At 66.0% G+C, this 24,978-nt stretch carries 23 protein-coding genes; 10 read left to right on the top strand and 13 right to left on the bottom strand.

Annotated features, from left to right (window positions below; translation table 11 throughout):
* Positions 1-146 precede the first annotated feature (146 nt).
* A complete protein-coding gene (locus KV110_RS29925; protein ID WP_246634074.1) occupies positions 147-1,070 on the bottom strand; it encodes a DUF1206 domain-containing protein in 924 nt (307 codons plus the stop codon).
* Between the two features lie 141 nt (positions 1,071-1,211).
* Positions 1,212-2,237, bottom strand: a complete 1,026-nt coding sequence (locus KV110_RS29920; RefSeq protein ID WP_218470540.1) for an isopenicillin N synthase family dioxygenase — start codon at positions 2,235-2,237, stop codon at positions 1,212-1,214.
* Between the two features lie 298 nt (positions 2,238-2,535).
* Between KV110_RS29920 and KV110_RS29915 the strand changes: the two genes are divergently transcribed.
* Positions 2,536-3,288: a ferritin-like domain-containing protein gene (locus KV110_RS29915; protein WP_246634073.1), complete on the top strand. Its 753-nt coding sequence runs from the start codon at positions 2,536-2,538 to the stop codon at positions 3,286-3,288.
* Between the two features lie 89 nt (positions 3,289-3,377).
* Here the strand turns inward: KV110_RS29915 and KV110_RS29910 are convergent, their stop codons facing one another.
* The 4 genes from KV110_RS29910 to KV110_RS29895 all read right to left on the bottom strand — a co-directional run bounded on the left by KV110_RS29910 (position 3,378) and on the right by KV110_RS29895 (position 7,016).
* Complete coding sequence (locus KV110_RS29910; protein ID WP_246634072.1) at positions 3,378-4,100, bottom strand: alpha/beta fold hydrolase; 723 nt, start codon at positions 4,098-4,100, stop codon at positions 3,378-3,380.
* A 36-nt stretch (positions 4,101-4,136) separates the two neighbouring features.
* Positions 4,137-5,102: an alpha/beta hydrolase gene (locus KV110_RS29905; RefSeq protein ID WP_218470538.1), complete on the bottom strand. Its 966-nt coding sequence runs from the start codon at positions 5,100-5,102 to the stop codon at positions 4,137-4,139.
* A 55-nt stretch (positions 5,103-5,157) separates the two neighbouring features.
* Positions 5,158-5,874, bottom strand: a complete 717-nt coding sequence (locus KV110_RS29900; RefSeq protein ID WP_218470537.1) for an alpha/beta fold hydrolase — start codon at positions 5,872-5,874, stop codon at positions 5,158-5,160.
* A 128-nt stretch (positions 5,875-6,002) separates the two neighbouring features.
* On the bottom strand, positions 6,003-7,016 hold the full coding sequence (locus tag KV110_RS29895) for a GlxA family transcriptional regulator (RefSeq protein WP_218470536.1): 1,014 nt from the start codon (positions 7,014-7,016) through the stop codon (positions 6,003-6,005).
* Between the two features lie 78 nt (positions 7,017-7,094).
* Here KV110_RS29895 and KV110_RS29890 point away from each other — a divergent pair, with 78 nt between their 5' ends.
* Positions 7,095-7,709 carry a TetR/AcrR family transcriptional regulator gene (locus KV110_RS29890; protein WP_218470535.1) on the top strand — a complete coding sequence of 205 codons (615 nt, stop codon included), beginning with the start codon at positions 7,095-7,097 and terminating at the stop codon, positions 7,707-7,709.
* A gap of 68 nt (positions 7,710-7,777) precedes the next feature.
* Here KV110_RS29890 and KV110_RS29885 read toward each other — a convergent pair whose 3' ends face one another.
* The 3 genes from KV110_RS29885 to KV110_RS29875 form a co-directional block, all read right to left on the bottom strand.
* Positions 7,778-9,772 carry a glycosyl hydrolase family 18 protein gene (locus KV110_RS29885; RefSeq protein WP_218470534.1) on the bottom strand — a complete coding sequence of 665 codons (1,995 nt, stop codon included), beginning with the start codon at positions 9,770-9,772 and terminating at the stop codon, positions 7,778-7,780.
* 459 nt (positions 9,773-10,231) lie between these two features.
* Entirely contained in the window at positions 10,232-11,650 is a 1,419-nt protein-coding gene (locus KV110_RS29880; RefSeq protein WP_218470533.1) for an outer membrane protein assembly factor BamB family protein, read from the bottom strand.
* 199 nt (positions 11,651-11,849) lie between these two features.
* Positions 11,850-12,263: a DUF5997 family protein gene (locus KV110_RS29875; RefSeq protein ID WP_218470532.1), complete on the bottom strand. Its 414-nt coding sequence runs from the start codon at positions 12,261-12,263 to the stop codon at positions 11,850-11,852.
* Positions 12,264-12,299: 36 nt separating this feature from the next.
* Between KV110_RS29875 and KV110_RS29870 the strand changes: the two genes are divergently transcribed.
* On the top strand, positions 12,300-13,241 hold the full coding sequence (locus tag KV110_RS29870) for a LysR family transcriptional regulator (RefSeq protein ID WP_218470531.1): 942 nt from the start codon (positions 12,300-12,302) through the stop codon (positions 13,239-13,241).
* Between the two features lie 288 nt (positions 13,242-13,529).
* Complete coding sequence (locus KV110_RS29865; RefSeq protein ID WP_218470530.1) at positions 13,530-14,087, top strand: RNA polymerase sigma factor; 558 nt, start codon at positions 13,530-13,532, stop codon at positions 14,085-14,087.
* A gap of 384 nt (positions 14,088-14,471) precedes the next feature.
* Here the strand turns inward: KV110_RS29865 and KV110_RS41885 are convergent, their stop codons facing one another.
* Complete coding sequence (locus KV110_RS41885; RefSeq protein ID WP_281427692.1) at positions 14,472-14,789, bottom strand: hypothetical protein; 318 nt, start codon at positions 14,787-14,789, stop codon at positions 14,472-14,474.
* A 194-nt stretch (positions 14,790-14,983) separates the two neighbouring features.
* Entirely contained in the window at positions 14,984-15,253 is a 270-nt protein-coding gene (locus tag KV110_RS29855) for a DUF2631 domain-containing protein (protein WP_218470529.1), read from the bottom strand.
* A 144-nt stretch (positions 15,254-15,397) separates the two neighbouring features.
* Between KV110_RS29855 and dxr the strand changes: the two genes are divergently transcribed.
* The 5 genes from dxr (at position 15,398) to KV110_RS29830 (ending at position 22,203) form a co-directional block, all read left to right on the top strand.
* The gene (dxr, locus tag KV110_RS29850; RefSeq protein WP_218470528.1) at positions 15,398-16,537 is read left to right on the top strand and encodes a 1-deoxy-D-xylulose-5-phosphate reductoisomerase; all 1,140 of its coding nucleotides are present in this window, start codon (positions 15,398-15,400) and stop codon (positions 16,535-16,537) included.
* Between the two features lie 277 nt (positions 16,538-16,814).
* Positions 16,815-18,017, top strand: a complete 1,203-nt coding sequence (locus KV110_RS29845) for a M50 family metallopeptidase (RefSeq protein ID WP_218470527.1) — start codon at positions 16,815-16,817, stop codon at positions 18,015-18,017.
* A 142-nt stretch (positions 18,018-18,159) separates the two neighbouring features.
* On the top strand, positions 18,160-19,317 hold the full coding sequence (gene ispG / locus KV110_RS29840) for a flavodoxin-dependent (E)-4-hydroxy-3-methylbut-2-enyl-diphosphate synthase (protein WP_218470526.1): 1,158 nt from the start codon (positions 18,160-18,162) through the stop codon (positions 19,315-19,317).
* 122 nt (positions 19,318-19,439) lie between these two features.
* Positions 19,440-20,306, top strand: coding sequence for a GNAT family N-acetyltransferase (locus KV110_RS29835; protein WP_218470525.1), 867 nt, complete (start codon positions 19,440-19,442; stop codon positions 20,304-20,306).
* A gap of 88 nt (positions 20,307-20,394) precedes the next feature.
* Positions 20,395-22,203, top strand: coding sequence for a penicillin-binding transpeptidase domain-containing protein (locus KV110_RS29830; protein ID WP_218470524.1), 1,809 nt, complete (start codon positions 20,395-20,397; stop codon positions 22,201-22,203).
* Here the strand turns inward: KV110_RS29830 and KV110_RS29825 are convergent.
* Both KV110_RS29825 and KV110_RS29820 read right to left on the bottom strand, forming a co-directional pair.
* Positions 22,197-22,367, bottom strand: a complete 171-nt coding sequence (locus KV110_RS29825; protein ID WP_218470523.1) for a low affinity iron permease family protein — start codon at positions 22,365-22,367, stop codon at positions 22,197-22,199. The two genes, KV110_RS29830 and KV110_RS29825, sit on opposite strands and share 7 nt — an antisense overlap.
* A 461-nt stretch (positions 22,368-22,828) precedes the next feature.
* The gene (locus KV110_RS29820) at positions 22,829-23,329 is read right to left on the bottom strand and encodes a peroxynitrite isomerase (protein ID WP_218470522.1); all 501 of its coding nucleotides are present in this window, start codon (positions 23,327-23,329) and stop codon (positions 22,829-22,831) included.
* A 182-nt stretch (positions 23,330-23,511) separates the two neighbouring features.
* Between KV110_RS29820 and KV110_RS29815 the strand changes: the two genes are divergently transcribed.
* Complete coding sequence (locus tag KV110_RS29815) at positions 23,512-24,816, top strand: TIGR03118 family protein (protein WP_218479073.1); 1,305 nt, start codon at positions 23,512-23,514, stop codon at positions 24,814-24,816.
* Positions 24,817-24,978 lie beyond the last annotated feature (162 nt).

The raw sequence follows: 24,978 nt of genomic DNA, 5'->3' as shown, positions 1-24,978 counted from the left end.
GCGCGGAAACCACGGCTCTCATCAGGCGTGGCACTAGCGTTTCACAGAGCCTTCGCACACCCCTCGCAAGGGCAGTTCACCCTGTGAAGAGTGCAGGGCCTCTCTGAGATCGGCGGCGCGGTTCGATCAGATCGATAGGGGACTACTCAGACGGGGACGCCGCCGTAGGTTCTGCGGTATTTGGCTTCCAGGAAGGACAAGGCGCCGAAGGCCATCAGGCCCAAGGCGATCAGGATGAGAAGCCATGGGCCGAAGGGGTTTCCGGCGAAATCGTGCAGGACCGCATCGATGCCCTTGGCGTCGGCGGGGTCGTAGTTCAGCGCCGCTACGACGGCGGCGAGTCCGATGCCGATGACTATCGCACCTCGCGCGACGTAGCCGATGCGGCCCAGCCAGATCACGGCCCCACGTGAGCCGCGGGTCATCCAGCCCATTCGAAGATCATCGACGAATTCGAGTCTGAGGCCTCGTATCGTCTGCCAGATTCCGAAGGCGAGGATGGCGAGGCCGATCAGCAGAACGACCACCTGTCCGCCGTCCCAGCTCAATATGCGGGCGGTCAGATCGCGCGCGATGGCGTCACTCGGCTTCGGTGTCCGGCCGTGCACCACGTAGCGCAGGGTGCCCAAAAATGCTAGCGCATAGACGATTCCGGACACGATGGCGTAGGCCCGGTGCCCGCCCGAATACGTTCGCCGAGCACTGGCCACCTGGGTCACTCGCCACACCACCAAGGCGGCGAAGCCGAATAGCAGGATCCACAGCAGCAGATATCCCAGCGGTTTGCTCGCGATCGCCGCGAGTGCCCCGCCGCCGTCCGGTTCGTGCTCGGCCGTGCCGACCGCCAGCATGAACGCGATGATGCCGAGCACGATGTAGGCGATACCGCGCGCGATGAATCCGAATCGCGCGGCCGCCTCCAACCCGCCCGAACTCGTGGACCTGCGCTGCCGCCAGTCACCGGACCGTCGACCCCAGCGCCGATATCCGCCGGACCGTCCCCGGCCGCGCCGCACGGTGCCGACCCGACCACGTCGCCGATAACTGCTCGCACTTCGGAATATGCTCATGGTTCCTCACTTCTTCACCGGCCGTAATGCCCACTTCCCGGCGGTTGACACGGTGCGTGCGATTTCGTCATGCGGCCAGACCCGGTGCGGGCCGCGCGGAGTCGGTGCGCGCGGCCCGAGAAGTGCTCTTGCGGTGCGGGTTCAGTCAGCCGATTGGTAGTCGTGGGGATCTGCCGCGAAGGTCTTCTGCATCTTTCGCGAGATCCATTGTCCGGCAGTGGCAACACCGAAGTGGTCCTGAGCGCCCCGGTCCGCGAAGGCCCCGATCGGGTCGATGGCCGCATCGTGGTTGGGTAGATAGAAGAACGGAATCGACAAGCGGGACGACGCGTTTCCGCGTTCCGGGTTGACCACTCGATGCATGGTCGACACCCATCGACCCGCGGTCCACAGCGACATCAGGTCGCCGATGTTCACGATGAAGCCGCCGGGATTCGCGGGGACGTCACGCCATTGACCGCCGCCGTCGCGCACCTGGAGACCGCCGATGTCGGTGTCCTGGTAGAGGATGGTCAGACTGCCCCAATCGGTGTGTTCGCCGCGCCGCAGCTGTCCCGGCAGCGGCGCTTCTCGTTGCGGGAAGTAGTAGTTGACCGCCACCGAGGAGACATGGCGGTCGAAGAGGTCGTCGAAGAAGTTTTCCTCGAGGTTGAGTGCCAGCGCGAACAAGCGCATGAGGTCGCCCGCCAATTGCGTCAGTGCCGCGAGGTATTCGCGCCAGGTGTCCGCGAAGTCGGCGGGCACCGTCGGCCAGACGTTCGCCAATTTCCAGGAGGCCCAGTCGTCGCCGAGTCCGGCGCGTTCCTGATCGCTCAAATCGCCGGTCACGTGCGCCGAGAACACCTCACACAGGTCCGGCGGTGTCTGCTTGTCCAAACTATGAGCGGTCGACCCGCCGAGGCGCCGGAACCCGGACACGCCCGGCCGGTGGGCGACGGAGTCTTTCGCCGTGTCGGGCAACGTGAAGAATTCCCGGTTCGTCGCGCACATGCGGTCGATGAGTTCCCTCGGCACCCCGTGACCCACGATGGTGAAGAACCCCGAAGTCGCGCACGCATGTCCGATCGCCTCGGCGATAGTTCTACGCCCCGCGGCACTGTGCCGGTCCGACAGGTCGATCACCGGCACGAACCCCTCGACCACCGTCACGTTCTTCTGATTACTCAAAGCCGTTGTCCTCTCGCGAAATACGGGCAGGTAGGCGTCGAGTATCCGAAGTTCGACCGTGAACAGCCGCCGGATAACCGAGCTGTCGAAAAATCCCTCCAGTCATTGGCGGCCAGGCGCGAAGAAGTTCCATCCCGGAGACCCTGGGGTGCACGGATCGTGCACATGGGCCATCCATGCTGGATCTCTCCACAGGATCTCCACGTTTGCGACCTCGGACCTGCACAACCGGTGGCTAGGTTGGCCGCCAAGAGTTCAGGAAGGGCAGGGCGGCGAGCTGATGGGCATGGAGGCCAGCGTGCAGGAATCGAGCGAGTTCTCGCGATGGACAACGGAATTCGAAGCGAAAGTGCTCGCGCGAGCCTCGGCGGGCGATCCCGACTGGAGCCGAGGGGCGGTTCTCGATCCGGCTGTCGCTCGCAGTGTGCAGCGGTTCCAGGTCGGTGAGAGCGGGGACGGGGCGAATTTGATCGCCAAGGCCGAAGCCGCGGGCGACCCGGTGTATGCCGCCGCGGTGCGCCTATTCGTGGCGGAGGAAGTCAATCACGCTCGGATGTTGGCGCTGCTCCTGAATGCCGGTGAGTGGCCGACCATTTCCGGTCATTGGAGCGACGCGGTCTTCGTCCGGCTCCGCCGCGCGCTCGGTTTGCGGCTGGAGTTGATGGTGCTGATGGTCGCCGAGGTGGTCGCGCTGCGCTATTACCGTGCGCTGCGCGACGGCACCGACGACGTGTTGACCAGCCAGGTTGCCGGGTTGATCCTGAACGACGAATTGCGGCACGTCCCGTTCCACTGCCAACGGCTGCGTGCCGCGTTCGCGCCGACCGCACGCCCGGCGCGGCTGGTGCCGGTGTTGCTGTGGTGGCTCGTGCTGGTCGGTGCCGCGGTGGTTGTCGCCATCGACCACGGGTCGGCGTTACGTCGATCGGGCGTCACCCGAACCGGTTTCGTCCTCGACGTGATTGCTTTGTTCAAAGGGATTGTGCCGACGGCTGTTTCGACGGTTACGAGCGGTGGATCTGTGCGATCGGTGCTGGGCTTGTCGAAGTAGCGAGACGGGCCGCCGCAACGCGCCGAGCACTCAGCGAAAATCGTCTGACTGAGTGTCGGCGCGTCGTCGGCGACCCGTGCGGAACTCGCCTATCTGTTGGCCGCCAACGCGATCAGGTCACTCACCGCACCCGGTATGGAGACCGCGACCGCATGCGAGGCCGACACCTCGACGGTGTGGGCGGCCGCACGGTCCGCCATGAACCGTTGTGCCGCGACGGGGATGTTCTTGTCCTCGGTGGTGAGCAGGGCGAAGGCGGGGATCGTCCGCCATGCCGCCGCGGCGGCCGGTTCCTGCAATCCGGCCAGAGCGACAGGCCGCTGGGTGGCGGCCATCAGTTCGGCGATTTCGGCGGGGACGTCGGCGGCGAACTGCGCCGGGAATTCCTCCTGGCGGATATAAAGTTCGGTGCCCGTGTTCGCGTCGGCGAGCGGGTACAGCGCCGGACGGGTAGTTGGTCCGAGCGTGGAACCGGGGAACTTGTCTGTCAACTCCAGCGCACTTTCGCCCTCGGCGGGTATGAAGGCGGCGATATAGACGAGCGCTGTCACGTTCGTCTTCGCGGCGGCCGCGACGGTGATGACGCTGCCACCGTAGGAATGACCGACCAGGACGCACGGGCCATCGATGGTATCGAGGACCGAGCCGATGTAGGCGGCGTCGTTGGCGAGGCCGCGCAACGGATTAGCCGCAGCGATAACGGAATATCCTTGTGCGCGAAGCTTTTCGATGACGCCGTTCCAGCTGGAGGAATCGGCGAACGCGCCGTGGACGAGCACGATGGTGGGCGCAATGGTGGATTCGGTACTCACGAATACCTACTTTCGGTTCGAGTTAGCGGGCTCTGATCACGCGATATGTAAGGCACCCCGGAGCACCGCAACGGCCTGTGCCACAGCAGCTTTGGCGGCATGCGTGTCGTGCATCGAATTGACCATCACGAAGTCGTGGATGATCCCCCCGTAACGTGCCTGGATCACGGGAACGCCCGCGGCACGCAGCTTGCCCGCGAATGCCTCACCCTCATCCCGCAGCACATCGGCTTCGCCCGTGATCACCAGCGCGGGCGGCAGCCCGGACAACTGCTCGGTGGTGGCCCGCAGCGGCGAAGCGGTGATCTGCGCGCGGTCTTCCTCACTCGTGGTGTACTGATCCCAAAACCATTGCATGCCTGCGCGAGTCAGGAAGTACCCCGTGGCGAACTGCTGGTATGAGCCGGTGTCGAAGTTGGCGTCGGTCACCGGATAGAACAGCACCTGCTGCGCGAACGAGACGTCACCGCGCTCCTTGGCCATCAGGGTGAGCGCGATGGCCATGTTGCCGCCGACCGAATCACCCGCGACCGCAATGCGCGACGGATCGAGCCCCTTCTCCGCGCCATCGGTGGTAACCCACTGGGCGACACGGTAGGACTGCTCGTTGGCCACCGGGTAACGCACCTCCGGCGATCGGTCGTACTCGGGGAACACGACCGCCGCGTGCACGCCCACGGCGAGGTCGCGCACCAGCCGATCGTGTGTGTGCGCATCGCCGAAAACCCAACCGGCACCGTGGGTATAGACGATGATGGGCAGGACCTCGGTGGCGCCCTGTGGCTTGACGATCCGGGCCCGCACCGAGCCGGTCGGGCCGCCCTCGATGGTGACCCACTCTTCGTCGATCTCCGGCTTGTAGGTCGGCGAATCCTGCACCGAATCCACCGCCTTGCGGCCCTCTTCCGGCGGCAATTGGTAGAGGAACGGTGGTTGCGAGGTCGCGTCGACGAACTCCTGTGCCGCCTGCTCCAGTGCGATTCCCAGCGGGTTTCCGGTCATCGTCGTTCCTTCCGATAGGGGGTAGATGTAGTGGGGTTCAGCTTGTTTCGAGGGATCAGGACAGCTCCGCGACGGCGTCGGTGATGACGGCGACCACCTCGTCGGGATGGGTTTGCATGACCAGGTGCGGTGCGTCGATCTCGACTACCGACCGCAGCCCCGCGCGCTGGTAACCGAACCGTTCGACTTCCGGATTGATGGTGCGGTCGGCACTCGACACAATTCCCCAGCCGGGCTTGGTCTTCCACGCCGCCGCGGCGGCGGGCTCGTTGAACGCGATCGCCGACAGTGGCCGCTGGGAGACCGCGAGCACTCGAGCCTTGGCGATATCGAGGCCCGCCGCGAAGACCTCGGGGAAGGCGTCGATATCGACGGAGACATCGGTTCCGTGCTCGCCGCTACCGATCGGATACGGCGTGTAGACGAGGTTGGCCGCAAGGTCGGAGTCCGCGAACCCGCCTTGCAGTTCACCCAGACTCTCGCCCTCGTCCAGGGCATAGCCCGAAACGAAGACCAGGCCGACGACGTTGTCGGCGACCCCGGCGACGGTGATCACCGCGCCGCCGTAGGAATGCCCGGCCAGCAGCACCGGTCCATCGATCTGCTCGACGAACGACCGGATATAGGCCGCGTCCGCGGTCAGGCTGCGGTTGGACACCGGCGGTGCGACGACGCGGTGCCCGCGGGCGAGTAGCCGCTCGGTGACCGGGTGCCAGCTGGCGGCATCGGCGAAAGCGCCGTGTACGAGAACAATGGTGGTCGCTGCGGACATGGTGTTCCTTCCTCGATCGCTCGGATCGATGTGAATGGGCACTTCGCCGTGAATGGCGCTGCGCCGCACTCAGTTTCCGGCTAGCAACCCTTGCGGCGCCCCTCTCCATGGGCCGCAAAAGCCCCTGATCAGGACACGGCGGCCGCGACCGATTCGAGGGCGGCGGTCGAGCCGGTGGACCGGAAACGCTGCTGGTACTTGCGCGGCGAAATGCCGAGCCTCGCCACGAACGCCCGGCGGAGCGCTTCGCTGCTGCCGAATCCGGCGACCATCGCGGCCTCGGTGACGCTGTGCCCCGCGTGCAACATGTCCCTGGCGACCCCGAAACGGATGAACGCGACATACTCGGCGGGCGAACGTTCGAGCTCCGCGCGAAACAGCCTGGTCAGATGCCGGACGCTGACCCGGGCATGGTCGGCCAAGGTCTGAACCGTATGCGGGAACGCCGGATCCGCGCAGATCAGGTCGACAACCTTGCGGACGAGCGGGCTGCGCGGCGCCGGTCCGCTCAGCGACGCCGAGAACTGAGATTGCCCACCCGCACGCTGCATGTAGACCACCAGCAACTGCGCGACCCGGCGGGCGACGTCGGCGCCGTAGTCCTCCTCGACGAGTGCCAGCGCCAGATCGACACCCGCCGCGACACCGGCCGAGCTGTACAGGTTTCCGTCGCGCACGAAGATCGCGTCCGGTTCCACCACCACCGAGGGGTAGCGCCGCGCCAGGTCGGCGGCGAATTTCCAGTGCGTGGTCGCGCGTCTGCCGTCGAAGAGGCCGAGGTCGGCGAGGGCGAACGCGCCACTGCAAATCGACGCCAAACGGCGGGTATTCCACGACAGATGCCGCACCGCGGCGATCAACTCGGGTGTCACGAACTTTGTCGGTGGCAGTTCGCTGCCGGGGATCACGACCGTGTCGAAACGCCCCGCGTCGGCGGCCGCGGCGCTCACTTCGATCCGCGCGCCGATCGAGGTCTGCACGTTCTCGCCGTCGGCCGAGAGCAGGACCACCTCGTAACCGGGCACCGTCTGGTTGGCCTCCACGAACACTTCTGCCGGGCCGACGAAGTCCAGCATCTTGACGCCGTCGAACACCAGAATGCCCACCCGTCGGCGGGGCTGCTCAGCGAAGTTAGGGGCCATGTCAACCATTATTGTGGAGGCGTGCCTCCAGAACAAGCGCTGTGGGCGATATCGCAGGTCGATTGGTACGGTGAGCCCATGGGACGGCCACGACAGTTCGACGAATCGGACCTGCTCGACGCCGCCACCGAGCTGTTCTGGTCGCAGGGTTTCGACGACACGTCCGTGGAGGACGTCTCGCGCAGGACCGGCGTCGGCAACGGCAGTATCTACGCCGCCTACGGCAACAAGCGGGGCTTGTTCCTCGCGGCATTCGAACGCTACTGCGAGCGCCGCGCCCGCTTCGTGCGCGAGGTGATCGGGTCCGCGCCCGGCTCGGCGCGTGCCGCCGTGCGCACGCTCTTTCAGGCGATCATCGATGACTGTGCCGCGCAACCGGATCGGCGCGGCTGCCTGATGCTCAATAGCATTGCCCAGCTGAGCGGCCGGATCCCCGAGGTTGTCAGCATCGGCGCCAGGACCACCACGGCCATGGAAGAAGGGGTTGCCGAAAGGTTGTCTGCCGCGGCCCGCCTCGACAACGGCGACATCGACGAGGCTGTTCTCTCGGCGCACAGCGCGAACGTCGTGATGGTGGCGCAGGGCCTGATTCAACTGAGCCGCTTGGGAATACCGCGGCAACGGTTACGCGAGATCGCCGATGTGTCGAGCCAGGCAGTGCCTTCGACTTGGGCTGATCTAGCCGTTCGCTGACCGTCGTCTGCCCGGCGCACGAAAGGTGGATCTCGTAGACGAGACCCACCTTTCGGGTTCGCGGAGTGCTACTTCACCGTGATGTCATCCGCGTTGTACGGCCCTTGGGAGAACCAGCCGTGCACCCAGACCGTGACCTTCGTGGTCGAGGCGCCGGTGGTGAATTTGGTCGAAAGTTGTTGATACGCACCGCCGGTTCCCGCGGTCCAGTTCGACGTGTCGCTGGTGCCGGAGCCGGTGACGCCGAGGTAGACGTACTTGCCGTTCACCCACGCCGACAAGGTGTAGGTGCGGCCTGGTTCGACGGTTATCGCCTGGGAGCATTGGGCGTTGTCGCTACTGCTCGGCGCGCCGGCCAAGGCGTTCTTGCCGCCGTGTACCGGGGTGCTGACGATCGAGCCGAGGTTGTTCGTGCAGGTCCAGGGGGACAGTGCACCGCTCTCGAAATCTCCGTTGATCACACCGGTGCCGCTGGGTGGAGTCGTGGTGGTCGGTGTGGTTGTGGGTGGCGTGGTGGTCGGGGTGGTCGTGGGTGGAGTTGTGGTCGGAGTAGTCGTGGGTGGAGTCGTAGTTGGCGTGGTCGTAGGAGTTGTCGTCGGCGGCGTGCAGTTGGAAGCCGAGCCGTCGACCGCCTTGACGAGGTGATGGAACAGCGTCGACGCCGGGTCCAAGTTCTCCAGCGAGTACATCATCGCCCCGCCGAGACCCTTGCAATGCAGGTAGTCCACCTTGGCCTGGATGGATTGCTTCGAGTCGCCGCCCCACCAGTTCGTGCCGTCGTAGAAGTAGGCGGCCTGCGCTACGGGATCGAAGAACGTTCTGGACGGATTGTCTACGAGGCCGAGGAGTTCCTTGTACATCCGGATGCCGGGGACGTTTCCGGAGTACGGGCCGCCCGCCGCCGGACCTGACGCGGGTTGGAACAAACCATTGCTATTGCCCGCGGGCACGCCCGTCCAGCCACGGTAGTAGAACGGGAATCCGACAGTCAGCTTTTTCGCCGGGAACCCGCCCGGGATGCCGTACGAGCTGTCGCCCTTGATCCACGCGTTGATCGCCGCATCGATGTTGTACTTTCCGTTACCCGGCGGGACCGGAGTCATCGGGTCGTCCGGCCGACTGTAAATGGGGTCCTGAAAGTTGGTCGGGCCCTTGGCGTCCCACGCACCGTGCATGTCGTAGGTCATGACATTGACGAGGTCGAGGTAGTTGCCGAGGTTATTCGTCTCGTAATGCCGGATCTTGTCCTGGCCCGCCGCGACGGCGGCGGTCAGTCCGTAGCGCTTGCCGTCGGCCGTGCCCTGCGCGTCCAGTTGCTTGCGGAACTCGGCCGTCAGCAACGTGAAGTTGTCCCGGTCGGCAGGCGACGCGTGATTGCCGACATGCCCGCCACCGCCCGGGTACTCCCAGTCCAGATCGAAGCCGTCGAAGACACCCTTGCCGGTTCCCGGGCCACCGAAGCCGTTCTGTTTCGGCAGGTTTCCCTTGATGAACATGTCGATGCACGAGGAGACGAACTTCTTGCGCGCGGCGTCGGTGGCAGACACATCGGAGAAGTACTTCGAGTATGTCCAGCCGCCGATTGCCAACAGCACCTTGAGGTTCGGGTGCTTGGCCTTCAGTTGCTTCAGCTGCTTGAAGTTCCCAACGATCGGGTCGTTCCAAGCGTCGGCGGTGCCGTCCACGCTGCTCGACGCGTCGAACGACTTACCGTAATCGGCGTACGAATCGCCCGCGCCGTCACCGGCATTCGGATCGTTTTCGTCCTGATTCGCCGCCTTGTTCGCCTCGAAGCAGGTCAGATCGACGGGGTGGATGTTGGCGAAGGCGTACATCAGGTAGTCGAGTTTGCTCGCCATGCCCGACGTGTCGACGTGCTTGGGGTAGAAGGCGTTCTGGTAGATCGACCACTGGTTGTAGTAGGCGACCTTGACGCCGCCCGACGTCGCGGCGGTCGATGCGGTGTTCGCCGGCGCGGCGTTCGTCAGTGCCACCAACACCGTCGATATGCCGATCAGCACGCTCACGATCGCCGCGACGAGCCCCGAATATTTCTTTCGCATGGGGTCCTCCCTATGGAGACGTTGGTCGGTCCCCGATGCACTGAATCGCGTAGCAGGTCAGCGAATCGTCCACCGCGACACCCATATTGCTGTTTGCGCGCGGCGAACAGCCCGCAGAACGCAGCCGAACGAGAACCGAAAACTATTGTGCGAGAGGATGTCCCGGCCGACGGCCGTACGGTCTACCGCCATGTCTGGACAACCGGTTGAATCATGACATGAAAGACCGCACCCGGACCTCCCCAGTGTGGGAGTGGGGAATTCGGAACTTCCGCGGGTGCAACAGGTGATCAGGACGATGCCGACAAGGTGCTGTGCAATTTCACTGAGCGGCGGCGATCGATGCTAATTGAAAGGTTCCGTCGGAAGTCCGATAATTCGACTGAATTGGATCCCGATCTGCCGCCACGGTTGTCGGCGGGCATCGCAACATTCAACGCTGGGAATAATCGAGTCGCATTATGCCGCAGCGTATCCGGTGAATTCATGCGCGGTCACCGCGACCATGCGGCCACCCACTGCCTTCACTGCCGAGCGAAAGCTGGGCCTACCGCTGGGCGGCAACGGCATCGACCAGGCAGGCGAACCGTCTCCGGCATCGATCGCGTGCACTGTGGTGCCGTCGGTCAGGATGAGGTGGCTTGCGTCGGTTATGCCGTCATAGCGTGAATAGCGTGAGGTGTTCGCAAACGGTATCGGCTGCTGCCAGATTCGGTGTCCGTCAGTGAGATCGAGTCCGGTCAGCTCTGAGCCATCGAGCGATCGGACGATCACGGTGTTATTCACTACTCCCTGTATCGCGCTCGTGCGTCCGGTGGGCTCGTCCATGCCGATCTGCGCATTGGTCCAGAGGACTCGGCCTGTCGTGCGCTCGTAGGCACTTTCGCCGGTGAGGATCGGCGGCGGTGTCGCGGTCGCGGTCGGGTACCACTCGAGGAGGAAACTGGGGTTGTTGACCTCGGTGATGGGATGGCCATTGCGATCGAGAAGCGTGACCCTTCCCGCGCTCCAGCCGGCTTCGAACACTTGCGAAGCGATAATGCCGCCGTCGAACATGTAGGCAACGGGTCCGGTGAACAGCGGCTCGCCGGTGCGCAGATCGTAGACGCGAACGTCGCGGTCGTGCCCATCCCGGAAGTAGTCCCGCGCGGACGAGTCGATACCGGGAGTGACCGGGTCGCCGGGAACGGGTGTCGGATACGTCCGCCGCCAGGTCGCGGCGATATCGGAAACGGCCCCTCGGGTGACGACGGCTGTCATCCAGTCCGCGGTTCGGCCTGCCACCGAAACGACGCCGTCACGTAGCGCCACGTCCATGACCTCGAAGTCCGTCGTGTGGTCCCCGAGCACCGCGCCCGTCGCAGCCTCGATGACCAACACTCGATGCGTGCCGCGGCAGGCGAGCTGTCCGTCGAATACCTGCTCATCGCAGCTGGAGAGTTCGCCGACGTCGGTCGTCCATCGCACCTCGCCGGTGTCCGGATCGATGCCGTGCAGCTGCACCGGTCCGACGGGCAGTCCGGCATTCTCGCCCGCCCCCGGCTCGGGCACCGCGGTTGCGGCGACGATCATCGTCCCGGCGTCCATCGGCGAGCCGTAGCCGTAGTAGCGGTCCAGGGTCTGCGGTGCTGACAGCAGGACCGCACCCGGCTTGTCGGACAAGTCGGCAGCGCGCAATGTCCATCGCGGTACCGGAGTGGAGTCGAGCCGGGTCGAAATCCGGAACTTGCCACCAGTTGCGGATGCCTCCTGCGGCCGCTCTGGTGATCTGTTCACCCACACGACCGCGGCGATACCCGCCACCACAGCCACGATCAGCATCGCGATCCAGATCCTGCGACTTCCCTGACCAGTGAGCCGCTTTGCAGCCGGGTTCATACGGAGGTCTCCTTCATCGATCTGGCCCACTGGCCGAAACCTGCGAATACGCAAGGTATCAGCCAACTTCGGTGGTGTGGGATCGCGAGGACGATCCGAGCGGAACCTTGGAGAGCCTGCACCAGAAGTTCCTGTGCTGTGCGCGGTTCCCGTGGTGAAGCGAATTCAGCGGAGCAGGCTCGAGCAAAGAACGCTTGCGCTAGGTGCGGTTTTTCGCGGGCCTGTTGGTTGCGGCGCGGCGCTCCGCTTCCTTGGCTGCGATGCGTTCGTTTTCTTTGAGAACCTCGGCGTAGTTTTCGCGTTCGCGGATCAACCACTCTGGGGGGTCGGTGAGGAGGGCGGTGATTTCGTCGGCGGTGAGGGCGTCGGAGACTTCGGCGCGGGCCAGGCCGGAGTTGGAGACGCCGAGTTTGCGGGCGGTGACGTCGCGGGGGAAGGGGCCGGTGCGGCGGAGTTCGGTGAGCCATTCCGGCGGGTTGGTGCGGAGAGCGTCGAGGTCGGCGCGGGAGATCGGGGTGGTCCGGAAGGACTCGGGGGCCGCAGGGAGGTAGATGCCGAGCTTGTTGGCTGCGGTCAACGGCTTCATCATCTGCGGGTTCTGGTCCGGGCTCACTGAGACAGCGTATCGGGTGCCGATACTGTTCCTGGCATGAGCCGGTTCGAGTCGATCGATATCGCGCGGCTGCGGTGGTTTGTCGCGGTTGCCGAGGAGCTGCATTTTGCGCGGGCGGCGAAGGGGTTGAAGATTTCGCGGCAGCGGTTGAGTCAGACGGTGATCGATTTGGAGGGGGAGCTCGGAACGAAACTGTTTGTGCCGGGTGCGCAACCGACTCAGTTGACCGAGGATGGCGCGGAGTTGCTGCGGGAGGCGCGGGAGTTGATCGCGCGGTCCGAAGAGGCGGGGGTCGAGGAGACGCCGGACGGTCCGGCCGCGTTGCGGGTCGGTTTTGTGCCGGGTGTCACGGTGTCGAAGTGGACGCGGATCTGGGGGGAGCGGTTTCCGGATACTTCGCTCGAGGTGGTGGCGGTGCCGATGGGGGAGCAGGAAGCGGCGTTGCGGGAAGGGCGGGTGGATTTGTGCTTCGTCCGCCTGCCGATCGACCGGGACGGGATGAGTGCGATTCCGCTCTATCGGGAGGTCCCCGTCGTTGTGGTGCCCAAGGACCATCCGATCTCGGTGTTCGACCAGGTGAGCATGGCGGACCTGGCCGACGAGCGGATGCAGGATGCCAGCGACCTGGACACTGTCGCGGGTGCCATCGAGCTGGTGGCGGCCGGAGTGGGTGTCGCCGTTGTTCCGCATTCGATTGCCCGGCTGCACGCCCGCCGCGACCTGGTGTACCGCACGGTCACCGATACCGCGGAGACGGAGATCGCCTTGGCGTGGCCGACAGCTCGCACCAGCGACTTGGTCGAAGATTTCGTCGGCGTCGTTAGAGGGCGTTCCGAACGTAGCTCTCGGTCTCCGGCGGCGCGCGCCAAAAGTCCTGAGCCGCAGAAGAAGTCCGCTGGCAAGCGGGCCGGTGGGCGTCCGAATACGACGAGGAGTTCGGCGGCCAAGAAGAAGCCGGTGAAGCGCCGAGGGCGTTAGTTGCCGAAGCTCGATCACTGACCGTTGGAGGGTAACGCGTCGGGGCTCAGCAGAAGTCCGTGCTCTCGATGGTGTGCCATTCGGCGGCGCGCCTGCCAGTGGCCCTGACCGCGAGGTGCTGCACGATGCGGGTGAATCCTTTTTCGGTGTCAGTTCCTCTCATACTTGTGTCGACAACAAGGTCGGCACGAGATCGGGAGGTTGTCGTGATCATTGCCGCGATTGTTGTCGGCGGAGTGCTTGTGTGCGCGTGCAGTGTTGCCGTGTTGCGGCGGTGGAGGCAGTCGCGTGGCTGAAGTTATGTGGCCCGACGAACAGTTGGTGGCGGCCGCGCGAGCGGGGGATGTGGAGTCGATTACCGCGTTGGTATCGGGTACGCATCCGCATGTGCGGCGGTTTGCCTACTCGCTGTGTGCATCGCCGGAAGACGCGGAGGATGCGGCGCAGGAAGCGCTGATCATTCTGTACCGCAAGATCGGAACACTGCGCGCGTCGGGGGCCTTGGCGTCGTGGATGTTTCGCATTGTCCGCAACGAGTGTCTGCGGCAGTTGCGGCTGATGGCGCGAGGTGGCGAGCCGATTCCCGACGCCTCGATGGTGTCGGCGGAGGAGGCGGCGATGCAGCGGCTGGAGGGCGAACGGGTGGCCGTGGCGATCGCGGAGTTGCCGCTCGATCAGCGCCAGGTGTTGATCATGCGGGATATCCAGGGATACAGCGGGCGGATGGTCGCGGACCGGCTCGGTCTCAGCGTCGCGGCGATGAAGTCGCGGCTGCACCGAGCTCGCTCGGCCGTCCAGCACTCGTTGCGAGACGGCCTCGATCCTCGAGCGGGATGTCGAGGATGACAACCGACCAGACCTTCGCCAGCACCTCCGTGCCACGGCACCTGGCACGAGGAGCCATCGGATTCGCCGCGCTGATCGGGGCGTTCGCTCTACTGCCCTGGACCGGCGTGGCAAGCCTGCTACTCGCCCCCCTCGGCTTCATCGCCCTGCGAGGCTGTCCCACCTGCTGGGCAATCGGCCTGATCCAAACCATCTCAATGGGCCGATTACACCGCTCATGCAGAGCCGGCCACTGCCAACTAACCCGCACCAACTAACCCACACCAACCATCCCTGCCCCAGCACCGAACCACCCGCCCGGCCGGCCGTCGAGCGGGACATGGCGGCGGCAAACGCGAGTAAGCGCTCCGTCGTGTCCCGTTCGGCGGTGCCCTGGGGGCGGGGTCAGGCTGCGCAGACGCGGTTGAGTTCGTCGGTGTAGGGGTCCAAATTGTCGACGTTTTCGTCGACTAGGGCGTTTGCGAAGGCGGTGATGACTTCGTGCTCGGCGCCGCTGGAGGGGATGGCCGTGAGGGTGAAGTGCAGGGACTGCAAGGTCGCCGCGTCGAGTTGGCCGTCGGGGGTGCCGTCTATGGCGGCGTTGATGGCGGCTATGGCGGCGCTGCAGGCCTCGGACTGGGCGTGGGCGGGGGCGGCGGGGAGTAGCAGGAGGGAGGCGGTGGCGGTGGTGGTCAGTAGTGCGGTGGCGAAGATGTTGGGCATGGGGTCCTCACGGTGTGGTCAGCAGCAAAAGTCCGCGACTCGAATGAGTCGCGGACCTGTCGAACGCACACCGTACTCGACGCCCTGAACTGGCGAAAGCCGTTATATCTCAGGGCATTCGGCGGGGCCCACCGCGTATGGCGTGTGCCGTTCGCGTTGGCTGCTCGACGCGGGGGTGGGCGGCCGATCGCTGGCTAGCGAGGCTTACGGCGCAGGTACGAGTCGCGGACCAGGATGCCAACGATGGCGGCGGCGAAGCCGACCAGGAAGATGTCCTCGACATGCCCCTTGTGGTTGCCGATGACCATCGCGACCAGGCAGAACGCGACGATCCAGCCCGCGATACGGAAGGTGCGGGGCGACTCACCGCTCCACCCCCACGCGGCGGAGGGAACCTCGGCGGTGTCCACGTGAGTGACGATGCCGCGCTCGGTGCTGGCGGGTTTGAGTTCCGTGGCGGCCACGATCGCTCCTTAGCTGGTTCGGGTACCGCGGGTTCCGGTACGCACACGAGGGACTAGTGCTCGATATCGTGACATACGACGGCGCGTCGTTGTAAGTCGGGCCACGCCGGTTGTGTGGACTTTTTTGTGGGCCACAATGAACCCGTGTCCGACATCGTGAGAGTCCTGCTCCTCGGCAGTACCGGATCCATCGGTACCCAAGCGCTCGAGGTGATCGCCGCCAACCCCGACCGGTTCGAGGTGGTCGGCTTGGCCGCACGCGGCGGCAACACCGAGTTGTTCGCCGCGCAGATGGCGGCCACCGGGACGCGCAACGTCGCCCTCGCCGACCCCGCCGCCGCCCAGCAACTCGACGTGCCGCTGGCAGGCCCGGACGCGGTGACCGAACTGGTGCGCCGCACCGAGGCCGACGTGGTGCTCAACGCGCTGGTTGGCTCGCTCGGCTTGGCCCCTACCCTGGCAACCCTGGATTCCGGCACCCGGCTCGCCCTGGCCAACAAGGAATCGCTGGTCGCGGGCGGTTCGCTGGTCACTCGCGCCGCCGCGCCCGGCCAAATCGTGCCGGTCGACTCGGAACATTCCGCGCTCGCCCAATGCTTGCGTGGCGGGCGCGCCGAGGAGGTGGACCGCTTGGTGCTCACCGCGTCGGGCGGCCCGTTCCGCGGCTGGACCGCCGAGATGCTGGAATCGGTGAATCCCAGTGCGGCCAAGACGCATCCGACCTGGTCCATGGGTCCGATGAACACGCTGAACTCGGCGTCACTGGTCAACAAGGGCCTCGAGCTGATCGAGACGCACCTGCTGTTCGGCATTCCCTACGACCGCATCGACGTCACCGTGCACCCCCAATCGATCGTGCACTCGATGGTCACCTTCACCGACGGCTCCACTCTCGCCCAGGCCAGCCCGCCGGACATGAAACTGCCCATCGCACTCGCCCTCGGCTGGCCGGACCGTGTCCCCGGCGCCGCCGCGGCCTGTGATTTCGGCACAGCCGCGACCTGGACCTTCGAGCCGGTGGACAGCAAGGTCTTCCCCGCGATCGAGCTGGCCCGCCAGGCCGGGGAGGCAGGCGGCAGCGTCACCGCCGTCTACAACGCCGCCAACGAGGTTGCGGTACAAGCCTTCCTGGACGGCGCCATCCGCTTCCCCGACATCGTCCGCGCGGTGGCCGCCGCCGTCGACTCCGCCGACCAGTGGCGTCCCGAACCGAACTCGCTCGACGAAGTACTGGCCGCCGACACCTGGGCCCGCGAAATCACCCGAGCCCGCATCCACGCCTAGCCGCACGCAGATCCCACAGACGGTGCGAACGTGTCACAGGAGCTGTAGACCCTGTGACGCGTATGCAAGGTCTGCGGGGTGAGTGGGGGCGGGGGACGGGACGCGCCCGGCGACCGCTGCCTGGCACACTGAGGACGCAGGGCCGGTCGGTGTCCGGTTACTGTGGTCGGGGTGCTCGCGGCCGTGACGGGATGTGCGGGCCGGGTTTGTGGGCGGCCGATCCGGCGGCCGCACTTCATCGAGGCGAGCTGCGCAATGCAGGAGGGCTGCAAAACACATGGTCTACGCGTTGGGATTCGCGCTGTTCTCCCTTGGCATCACGATTTCGATCGCGTTGCACGAATGCGGACACATGTGGACCGCTCAAGCCACCGGAATGAAGGTGCGGCGGTATTTCATCGGCTTCGGGCCGAGGGTGTTCTCGTTCCGCCGCGGTGACACCGAATACGGCCTCAAGGCGCTGCCACTCGGCGGCTTCTGCGATATCGCGGGCATGACCGCCCTCGACGAATTGCGCCCGGAAGAAATCGACCGCGCCATGTACCGCCAGGCCACCTGGAAGCGGATGGTCGTCATGTCCGGCGGCATCGCGATGAATTTCCTGCTCGGCTACATCCTGGTGGTCGTCCTCGCCATCGGCTGGGGCCTGCCGCAGTTCGACCAGCCGCCGGCCACCGCGCTCGGCAACATGAGCTGTGTGCCGCAACAGAATCCGGACGGCACCACCCAGCCGTGCACCGGCGCGGGCCCGGCCCAGCGCGCCGGTTTGCAGCGCGGCGACGTGGTCAAGTCGGTCAACGACGTGAAGGTCTCGACCTGGAAGGAATTCCAGGCCGAAACCCAGAAGCAGTCCGGCCCCTTCACCTACACGGTCGAGCGCGACGGGCAGATCCTCACCATCCCGGTCACCCCGGAACGCGTCATGCGCTACCCGGAGGGTGGCGGCGCGGGTCGTGAGGTGGGTGCGGTCGGCGTCGGCGCGGACGTCTACGGACCGGTCAAGTACGACGTGCTGAGCGCGATCCCGGCCGCTGGCTCGTTCACCGGTGACATGTTCGTGCGTACCTTCCAATCGCTGGCGCAGCTGCCGCAGAAGGTGACCTCGCTGTGGGACGCGGTGACCGGCGGCGAGCGCGACCCGGAGACCCCGGTCAGCGTGTACGGCGCGAGCAAGATCGGCGGCGAGACCGCCGAACGCGGGCTGTGGGGTGTGTTCATCCTGGTGCTGGCCAGCCTGAACTTCTTCCTCGGCGCCTTCAACATCCTGCCGCTGTTGCCGTTGGACGGCGGCCACATGGCGGTGGTGCTGTACGAGAAGATCCGCAACACCATCCGCGGCTGGAAGGGCCTCGCGCCCGGCGCGCCGGTGGACTATCTGAAGCTATTACCCGTGACCTACGTCGCGGTGGTGATCGGCGGCGCCTACATGGTGCTGACGTTGGTCGCCGATATCGTCAACCCGATCCGCCTGTTCCCCTGAGTTTCCCGCGACGCGGTACCCTGTCGCGGGCACTGGGGGACAGCACGTTGTCATGGGCGTCACAGGGTGGTCGTTCGGCGCGCGCGACTAAGCTCGGATGGCGAACGGCCCGGAATGTACGTACGAAAGTAGGCAGCCGAAGGTGACCAGCACAATCGGATTGGGGATGCCCGCCGCTCCCGCGGCCGTTCTCGCTCCTCGACGCAAGACTCGCCAGTTGATGGTGGGCAATGTCGGGGTCGGAAGTGATCACCCGATCTCCGTGCAGTCGATGACCACCACCAAGACCCACGACATCAACGCCACCCTTCAGCAGATCGCGCAGCTCACCGCTTCGGGCTGTGACATCGTGCGGGTGGCGTGTCCGCGTCAGGAAGACGCGGACGCACTGGCGACGATCGCGCGCAAGAGCCAGATCCCGGTGATCGCCGACATCCACTTCCAGCCGCGCTACATCTTCGCGGCCATCGACGCGGGCTGCGCCGCGGTGCGGGTGAACCCCGGCAACATCAAGGAATTCGACGGCCGGGTCGGCGAGGTCGCCAAGGCCGCGGCCGCGGCGGGTATCCCGATCCGCATCGGCGTCAACGCCGGTTCGCTGGACAAGCGGATGCTGGAGAAGTACGGCAAGGCCACCCCGGAGGCGCTGGTGGAATCCGCGCTGTGGGAGGCGAGCCTGTTCGAGGACCACGGGTTCGGCGACATCAAGATCTCGGTCAAGCACAACGACCCGGTGGTCATGGTGGAGGCCTACCGGCAGCTGGCCGCGCGCAGCGACTACCCGCTGCACCTGGGCGTCACCGAAGCCGGTCCGGCGTTCCAGGGCACCATCAAGTCCGCCGTGGCGTTCGGTGCGCTGCTGTCCGAGGGCATCGGCGACACCATCCGCGTCTCGCTGTCCGCGCCGCCCGCCGAGGAGATCAAGGTCGGCGATCAGATCCTGCAGTCGCTGAACCTGCGCCCACGCAAGCTGGAAATCGTGTCCTGCCCGTCCTGTGGCCGCGCCCAGGTGGACGTGTACACCCTGGCGAACGCGGTCAGTGCCGGGCTGGAGGGCATGGAGGTGCCGTTGCGGGTGGCCGTGATGGGTTGCGTCGTGAACGGTCCCGGCGAGGCGCGGGAGGCCGATCTCGGTGTCGCGTCCGGCAACGGCAAGGGCCAGATCTTCGTGAAGGGTGAGGTCATCAAGACCGTGCCGGAGGCGATGATCGTGGAAACCCTGATCGAAGAGGCGCTGCGCATCGCCGAGGAGATGGGCGAGGCGGCAGGCGCGGGAGAGCCTGTAGTCACAGTCAGCTGAGCGGCTGCCCGGCCGTTGCTCGGTCCGGCGCGGGAGACCGGTGGTCACAGACAGATAACCCCCGGACTGTTGCGTTCGGCATAGCCGTACCACATCGCCGATATTCGTGGCAGGCTAGCAACGTGCGGAGTCTGCTGGAGCCGACGCGTAGGGCGAAGTATGTTCCCGCGCGGCAGCTCGCGAACCGGGACCTGGGGCAGGTCCTGCGCGTTCTGGATGCCGATCCGGTGGCCTCGTGCATGGTCGCCGCCCGGCTCCAGGAATTCGGGCTGGACACAGCCCGATGTGGGCAGGGTGAACTGTGGAGTCGAGGCGGCCCGTCGGAGTCGCTGTGTTTCTCCGGTGCGAACCTGGTCCCGCTGCGCGGTGATCACGACGCGCTGCGGGCGTTCGCGGACCGGGCGATCCGGTGGCCGCGCATCGCGTCCTCGGTGGTCGGGCGCCGCGAACTGGCGCTGCCGCTGTGGGAGATGCTGGCCGACCACTGGGGCCCCGAGCGGGAACTGCGCGGCGAACAACCGCTGCTCGCCCTCGCGCAACCGCCGCTGGCCACCCCCGACCCGGATGTCCGCAGGGTGCGGCCCGACGAAATCGATCGCTACCTGTGTGCCGCGATCGCCATGTTCATCGAGGAAGTCGGCGTGGATCCCCGCGCCGGTGACGGCGGCCGCGGCTACCGGCGCCGGATCCACAGCCTGATCGAATCCGGCCGTGCCTGGGCACGTTTCGAGGACGGCGAGGTCGTGTTCAAGGCCGAGGTCGGTTCGCTGTCCCGGCGCACCGGCCAGATCCAAGGCGTCTGGGTGCATCCGGAACATCGCGGCACCGGACTCGGTACCGCGGGCACGGCTGCCATCGCCAACGCGGTGGTGGCGTCCGGTCGCACCGCCAGCCTGTACGTGAACGACTACAACGAGGTCGCGCGCCGCGCCTACAGCCGCGTCGGCTTCCGGCAGATCGCCACGTTCTCCACGATCCTGCTCGACTGACCCCGCCTGCGCTGAAAACTGGTTCAGTGGAAAGAAACACGGTGCGGCGCAGGGGTTTGCTCAGCGTTGGCTACTACCATCGGTGACGATGTCGACCAGGATTGATCCGCTGAGAAAATCGCTTCTCGTCACGCTGACCGGCGCGCTGCTCGCGCTGTCCGCTGCCGGTTGCGCGCACGGATCGCAGGGCCCGGTGCCGGCGGCCGACGCCTTCGTCGAGGCGTTCGCGGATCACGATCTGACCGCCGCGGCCGAGCTCACCAATCAGCCCGAAAAAGCCGGTGCCGCATTGCGTTCCGCCTGGGACCGGTTGCAGGCCGAAAAGCTCACGGCCCGCATCGGCTCGTCCAGGGTCACCGGCGACACCGCGACGGTCGATTACACCTATGAGTGGCGGCTGCCCAAGGATCGGACCTGGCGCTATACCGGACAGCTGCAGATGGGTCGCAGCGGTGGCCGCTGGATGGTCCGCTGGACCTCGTCGAATATCCATCCCAATCTCGGTGACACCCAGACGTTGTCGTTGCGATCCAATCCGGCGCCCCGCGCCCGGGTGAACGAGCAGGCGGGCAGCGATGTGCTGGTGCCGGGCAAGGTTTCCCGGGTCGCGTTCACCGCGGCGAACGCGGCCGACCCCGGCTCGGTCGCGACCGCGCTGGCCGCGGCGCTGAGCCGATTCGATCCGCAGCTCACCGCCGAATCGATCCTGAAGGCGGCCACCTCCGCAGGGGGTTCCTACACCGTCGCGTTGCTCAGCGAGAACGAATTCGACCAGGTGAGTATCGATCTCATCGGTCTGCCCGGCGTGGTGGTGACCGCGGAGTGGGACCTGGTTCCCACCGACCGAGCGTTCGCGCCCGACCTGCTCGCTCAGGTTCGCAAGACGGTGATCGCCGAAGTGGACGGCAAGGCGGGCTGGAGCGTGGTCACCATGAACGCCAACGGCGCCGACACGGATGTGCTCACGGAGGTGCCGTCGCAACCGGCGCCGTCGTTCTCGCTCAGCGTGGATCGCAATGTGCAGAATGCCGCGCAACGCGCCGTCGACCTTCGCGAAGAGCAGACCATGATGGTGGTGCTTCGCCCGTCCACCGGCGCGATCCTGGCGATCGCGCAGAACAAAGCGGCCGATCGGGACGGCCCGGTCGCCACCATCGGCCAGTACCCGCCGGGTTCGGTGTTCAAGACGGTGACCGCGGCCGCCGCGATGTCGACCGGTCTCGCCACGCCCGACACGGTGCTGCCCTGCCCGAGCCGAATCATCATCGGGGACCGCACGATTCCCAACTACAACCTGTTCACGGTCGGTGACGTGCCGATGATCACGGCTTACGAGCGGTCCTGCAATACCTCGTTCGCCAATGTGGCGAGCAGGCTGCCGGGCGACGCGTTACACCTGGCCGCCGCGAAACTCGGTGTGGGGCCGGGTTATACGGTGGCGGGACTGCCGACCTTCTCCGGCTCGGTGCCGCCTGCGGACCAGCTGATACAGCGCACCGAAGACGGCATCGGCCAGGGCAAGGTGGTGGTCAGTCCGCTCGGGATGGCGTTGATGGCGGCCACCATCGCGCGTGGTTCGGTGCCGGTGCCCTATCTGATCGCGGGGCGCACCACCGCGGTCGATGGAGCGGAGCCCGCCCTCGCGCCGCAGGTGATCAATGGGCTGCGGGCGATGATGCGCAGGGTGGTCACCGGCGGCACCGCGGAGCGGATCGCCGATCAGGGTGAGGTGTACGGCAAGACGGGCGAGGCCGAGGTCGACGGCGGGTCGCACTCGTGGTTCGTCGGCTATCGCGGAGATATCGCGTTCGCGACGCTGCTCGTCAAGGGCGGCAGCTCCGACAATGCGGTCGCGGTCAGTCGTGACATGGTCGCCGCGCTGCCGCCTGGTTACTGAGGGGTGCCGTCGGGCGAGGCGGCTACTTGGTTGCTGGCCGGCGCGCTGCTGGGGCCGGTTTCGATGATCAGAGCGCCGGTGTCGCCGCCGTCGAGGATCTGGGCGGTTGCGGCGCCACCGAGGATGATTGCCACGCTGGCCAGAATGGTGGTGGAACGCTTCATTGTTCGGCTCCCTCGGGTCAGGGGTGTCGACGGGGGAAGGTTCTAGCTGCTCCGCGAAGGGGTCGCTTCCCGAAGTTGTCTGGAAGTTTGCTGACTTCCGAACCGTAAACCGGGATCGATTCACGGAACAAGGGCAAGTGGGGCATGGCACATTCCGGTAGAAATGTGCTGCCGATCACATTTTATGATCTCGAAGGTGAGATTACGCGCCACCGAACTCGCGTTTCCACGGAATTCGACGATGGTGAAACAACTACGCCAGGCGGGGTCTTCGGCCACATAATGTTGCGAATCAGCAGCCGGATGGCGGAGGGTCTTCGGAATTCGGTCGGGAATCCGAGGTCGGCGGCACCCAGTCGGCCATCGCTCCGACGTGCACGAGTGATCGTCGACGGTGTCCTCGCCGACGATCGTCGGCCATCGAAGAGCCGGGTTCTCGAAAAGAGAACCGAGGGCCCGCCCTATTCCGCCCGGCGCAATGTGGCGGCGAGATGGTGTTGCAGTGGCTCGCCTACCGCGGCCATCCGCAACGTGTAATCGATGGTGTCGCCCTTCAATTGAAATGTCCGGCCAAGGGCGGTAACGAGTTTCGCGGTGCTGGTGCGGCCGATACTGGTGGAGTCGAATTCCATGTGCAGGGCGCCGTCGGCGACATTCAGTGCGCCTTCACATATTTCGGTGATGCCGGTGGGGTGCGCCAAGATCAATTCGACCCGGTCCGGGCGTGGGCAGCGCAGGTATCCGGTTTCGGCGTGCATGGGGCGGCCGTCGTCGGCGGCGCGCGTGCGCTGCCGATAGGTGAGGAACGGGCGGCCGAGATGGCCGAACCGGACTTCCTCCAGGTAATCGAAGGGCTGGATGGTCGGGTATTCGCCGTGTCCGTTGCCGCGCCAGATGCCGAGCAGCGGGGCCAGGGGGGCGATATCGGGATGGGGCGCGATTGGCGGTTGGGGTTCGACCACGGCGCACAGCCTAAACCTGTTGGTTCTCGGGGTGTTCACATACTGACGAATTCAGTACAGGTTAAGGTTAGCGTCGCCTAACTGTCAGCGCGGTGGTTTGGTCGGAAAGGAACAAGACGTTGCACGGACACTGGAGTGAGTCGCGCCTGACCGGCGCGTGGCGGCCGCGGACGAAACGTGGTCTGCTGCGCGTATCGGTGCTCGGCGCCGCCCTGGTGGTCGCCGCCGCCTGCTCGAATTCGAAACCCGCCGACGACGAGGTCCGTGCTCTCGACGGCAACCGGTACGCGCAGACCAACCTGGCTGCCAACGAAGCCGAGTACCAGGCCGAGTTCACCTTCCCTGACATGGTGAACGCCTGGGGCCTGGCCGACCGGCCGAAGGGCGCGGGCGGACATTTCTGGGTCGGCGCGGGCGGCAAGTCGTTCCAGTTCGTCGGCGATGTCACCGCGTCGGCGGACCCGAAGGTGCAGAAGCTGTTCCAGGATCCGCTGAAGATCGTCACCATCCCCGGCGCCGACGCCGACATCTCCGACAACAGCATCGGCAAGACCACCGGTGTCCTGTTCAACCCGGCGCCGATCACCTCGGACCTGTTCGCGGTGCGCGATCAACCGGTCGAGGTGGACGGGACGCAACAGCTGCTCACCGGGTCGGCACGGTTCATCTTCGCCACCGACTCCGGCAAGATTTCCGGCTGGACCGAGCAGGCCGCCGACGGCCGGATCGTCCGGCACGACGGCCCGGCCAACCTGATGTTCGACGGCGAGCCGCAGGGCATGCAGTTCTTCGGCATCGCGCTCACCCCGTCCGGTGACAAGCTGCTCGCCGCCGACTTCGGCGCGGACCCGCAGGTCCGCACCCTCGACAAGAACTGGCAGCTCATCCCCACCACCGGCTTCGCCAACCCGTTCGCCAGCGGCGACGCGGTCGACCCCGCCGCGCCCGACAAGGGCAAGAAGGTCAAGCCGGGCGATCCCGCCCCGTTCAATGTGTCCACCGTCGGCAACCGAGTGTTCGTCGCCTACGCGACCACCAAGCCGGACGAGGCGGACCCGGCCGAGCTCGATGCCGGCGAAGAGGATTCGCTCGACAAGGACCAGGAGCAGGACGCCAAGGGCAAGCCGGACAAGGGCAAGGTCGCCGAGTTCGACGCCGAGGGCAAGCTGGTCCGCGTCATCGACGGCGATCAGCGCTTCAACGCCCCTTGGGCCGTCACCGTCGCCCCCGCAGGCTTCGGCCCGCTCAGCGGCAAGCTGCTGATCGGCAACTTCGGCGGCGCGGGCTACGTCCTTGCCTTCGATGACGCCACCGGCAAGTTCGTCGACTACCTGCGCGACACTGACGGTAAGCCGGTGGCGATCGAAGGACTCTGGGCACTCATGTTCGGCAACGGCGAAAGTCTTGGTGACGCCGACTCGCTGTACTTCACGGCAGGCCCGGACGACGAGAAGGACGGCCTGTTCGGCAAGCTCCGGCTGAAGTAAGGCCCCCCGCCGACGGCCCGGCACTCTCGAGAGTGCCGGGCCGTTCGTGTCCGCAGGCCGGTGAGCTCGGCGCTGCGCCGCCGGTGACACGAGGACGTCCCAGGCGCCCCGCAGCAACAGCCGAGCGGGACCTGGCTGAGGACGCTCTCGCACGTCGACGCA

Source organism: Nocardia iowensis (assembly GCF_019222765.1).
Classification (GTDB): domain Bacteria; phylum Actinomycetota; class Actinomycetes; order Mycobacteriales; family Mycobacteriaceae; genus Nocardia; species Nocardia iowensis.
This window is presented reverse-complemented; position numbering and strand designations above follow the sequence as displayed.

Coding starts and splice junctions, on each gene's coding strand:
- KV110_RS29925 (WP_246634074.1), bottom strand. CDS start 1,070: ATGAGCATATTCCGAAGTGCGAGCAGTTATCGGCGACGTGGTCGGGTC.
- KV110_RS29905 (WP_218470538.1), bottom strand. CDS start 5,102: ATGACCGGAAACCCGCTGGGAATCGCACTGGAGCAGGCGGCACAGGAG.
- KV110_RS29900 (WP_218470537.1), bottom strand. CDS start 5,874: ATGTCCGCAGCGACCACCATTGTTCTCGTACACGGCGCTTTCGCCGAT.
- KV110_RS29895 (WP_218470536.1), bottom strand. CDS start 7,016: ATGGCCCCTAACTTCGCTGAGCAGCCCCGCCGACGGGTGGGCATTCTG.
- KV110_RS29890 (WP_218470535.1), top strand. CDS start 7,095: ATGGGACGGCCACGACAGTTCGACGAATCGGACCTGCTCGACGCCGCC.
- KV110_RS29885 (WP_218470534.1), bottom strand. CDS start 9,772: ATGCGAAAGAAATATTCGGGGCTCGTCGCGGCGATCGTGAGCGTGCTG.
- KV110_RS29880 (WP_218470533.1), bottom strand. CDS start 11,650: ATGAACCCGGCTGCAAAGCGGCTCACTGGTCAGGGAAGTCGCAGGATC.
- KV110_RS29870 (WP_218470531.1), top strand. CDS start 12,300: ATGAGCCGGTTCGAGTCGATCGATATCGCGCGGCTGCGGTGGTTTGTC.
- KV110_RS41885 (WP_281427692.1), bottom strand. CDS start 14,789: ATGCCCAACATCTTCGCCACCGCACTACTGACCACCACCGCCACCGCC.
- KV110_RS29845 (WP_218470527.1), top strand. CDS start 16,815: ATGGTCTACGCGTTGGGATTCGCGCTGTTCTCCCTTGGCATCACGATT.
- KV110_RS29830 (WP_218470524.1), top strand. CDS start 20,395: ATGTCGACCAGGATTGATCCGCTGAGAAAATCGCTTCTCGTCACGCTG.
- KV110_RS29825 (WP_218470523.1), bottom strand. CDS start 22,367: ATGAAGCGTTCCACCACCATTCTGGCCAGCGTGGCAATCATCCTCGGT.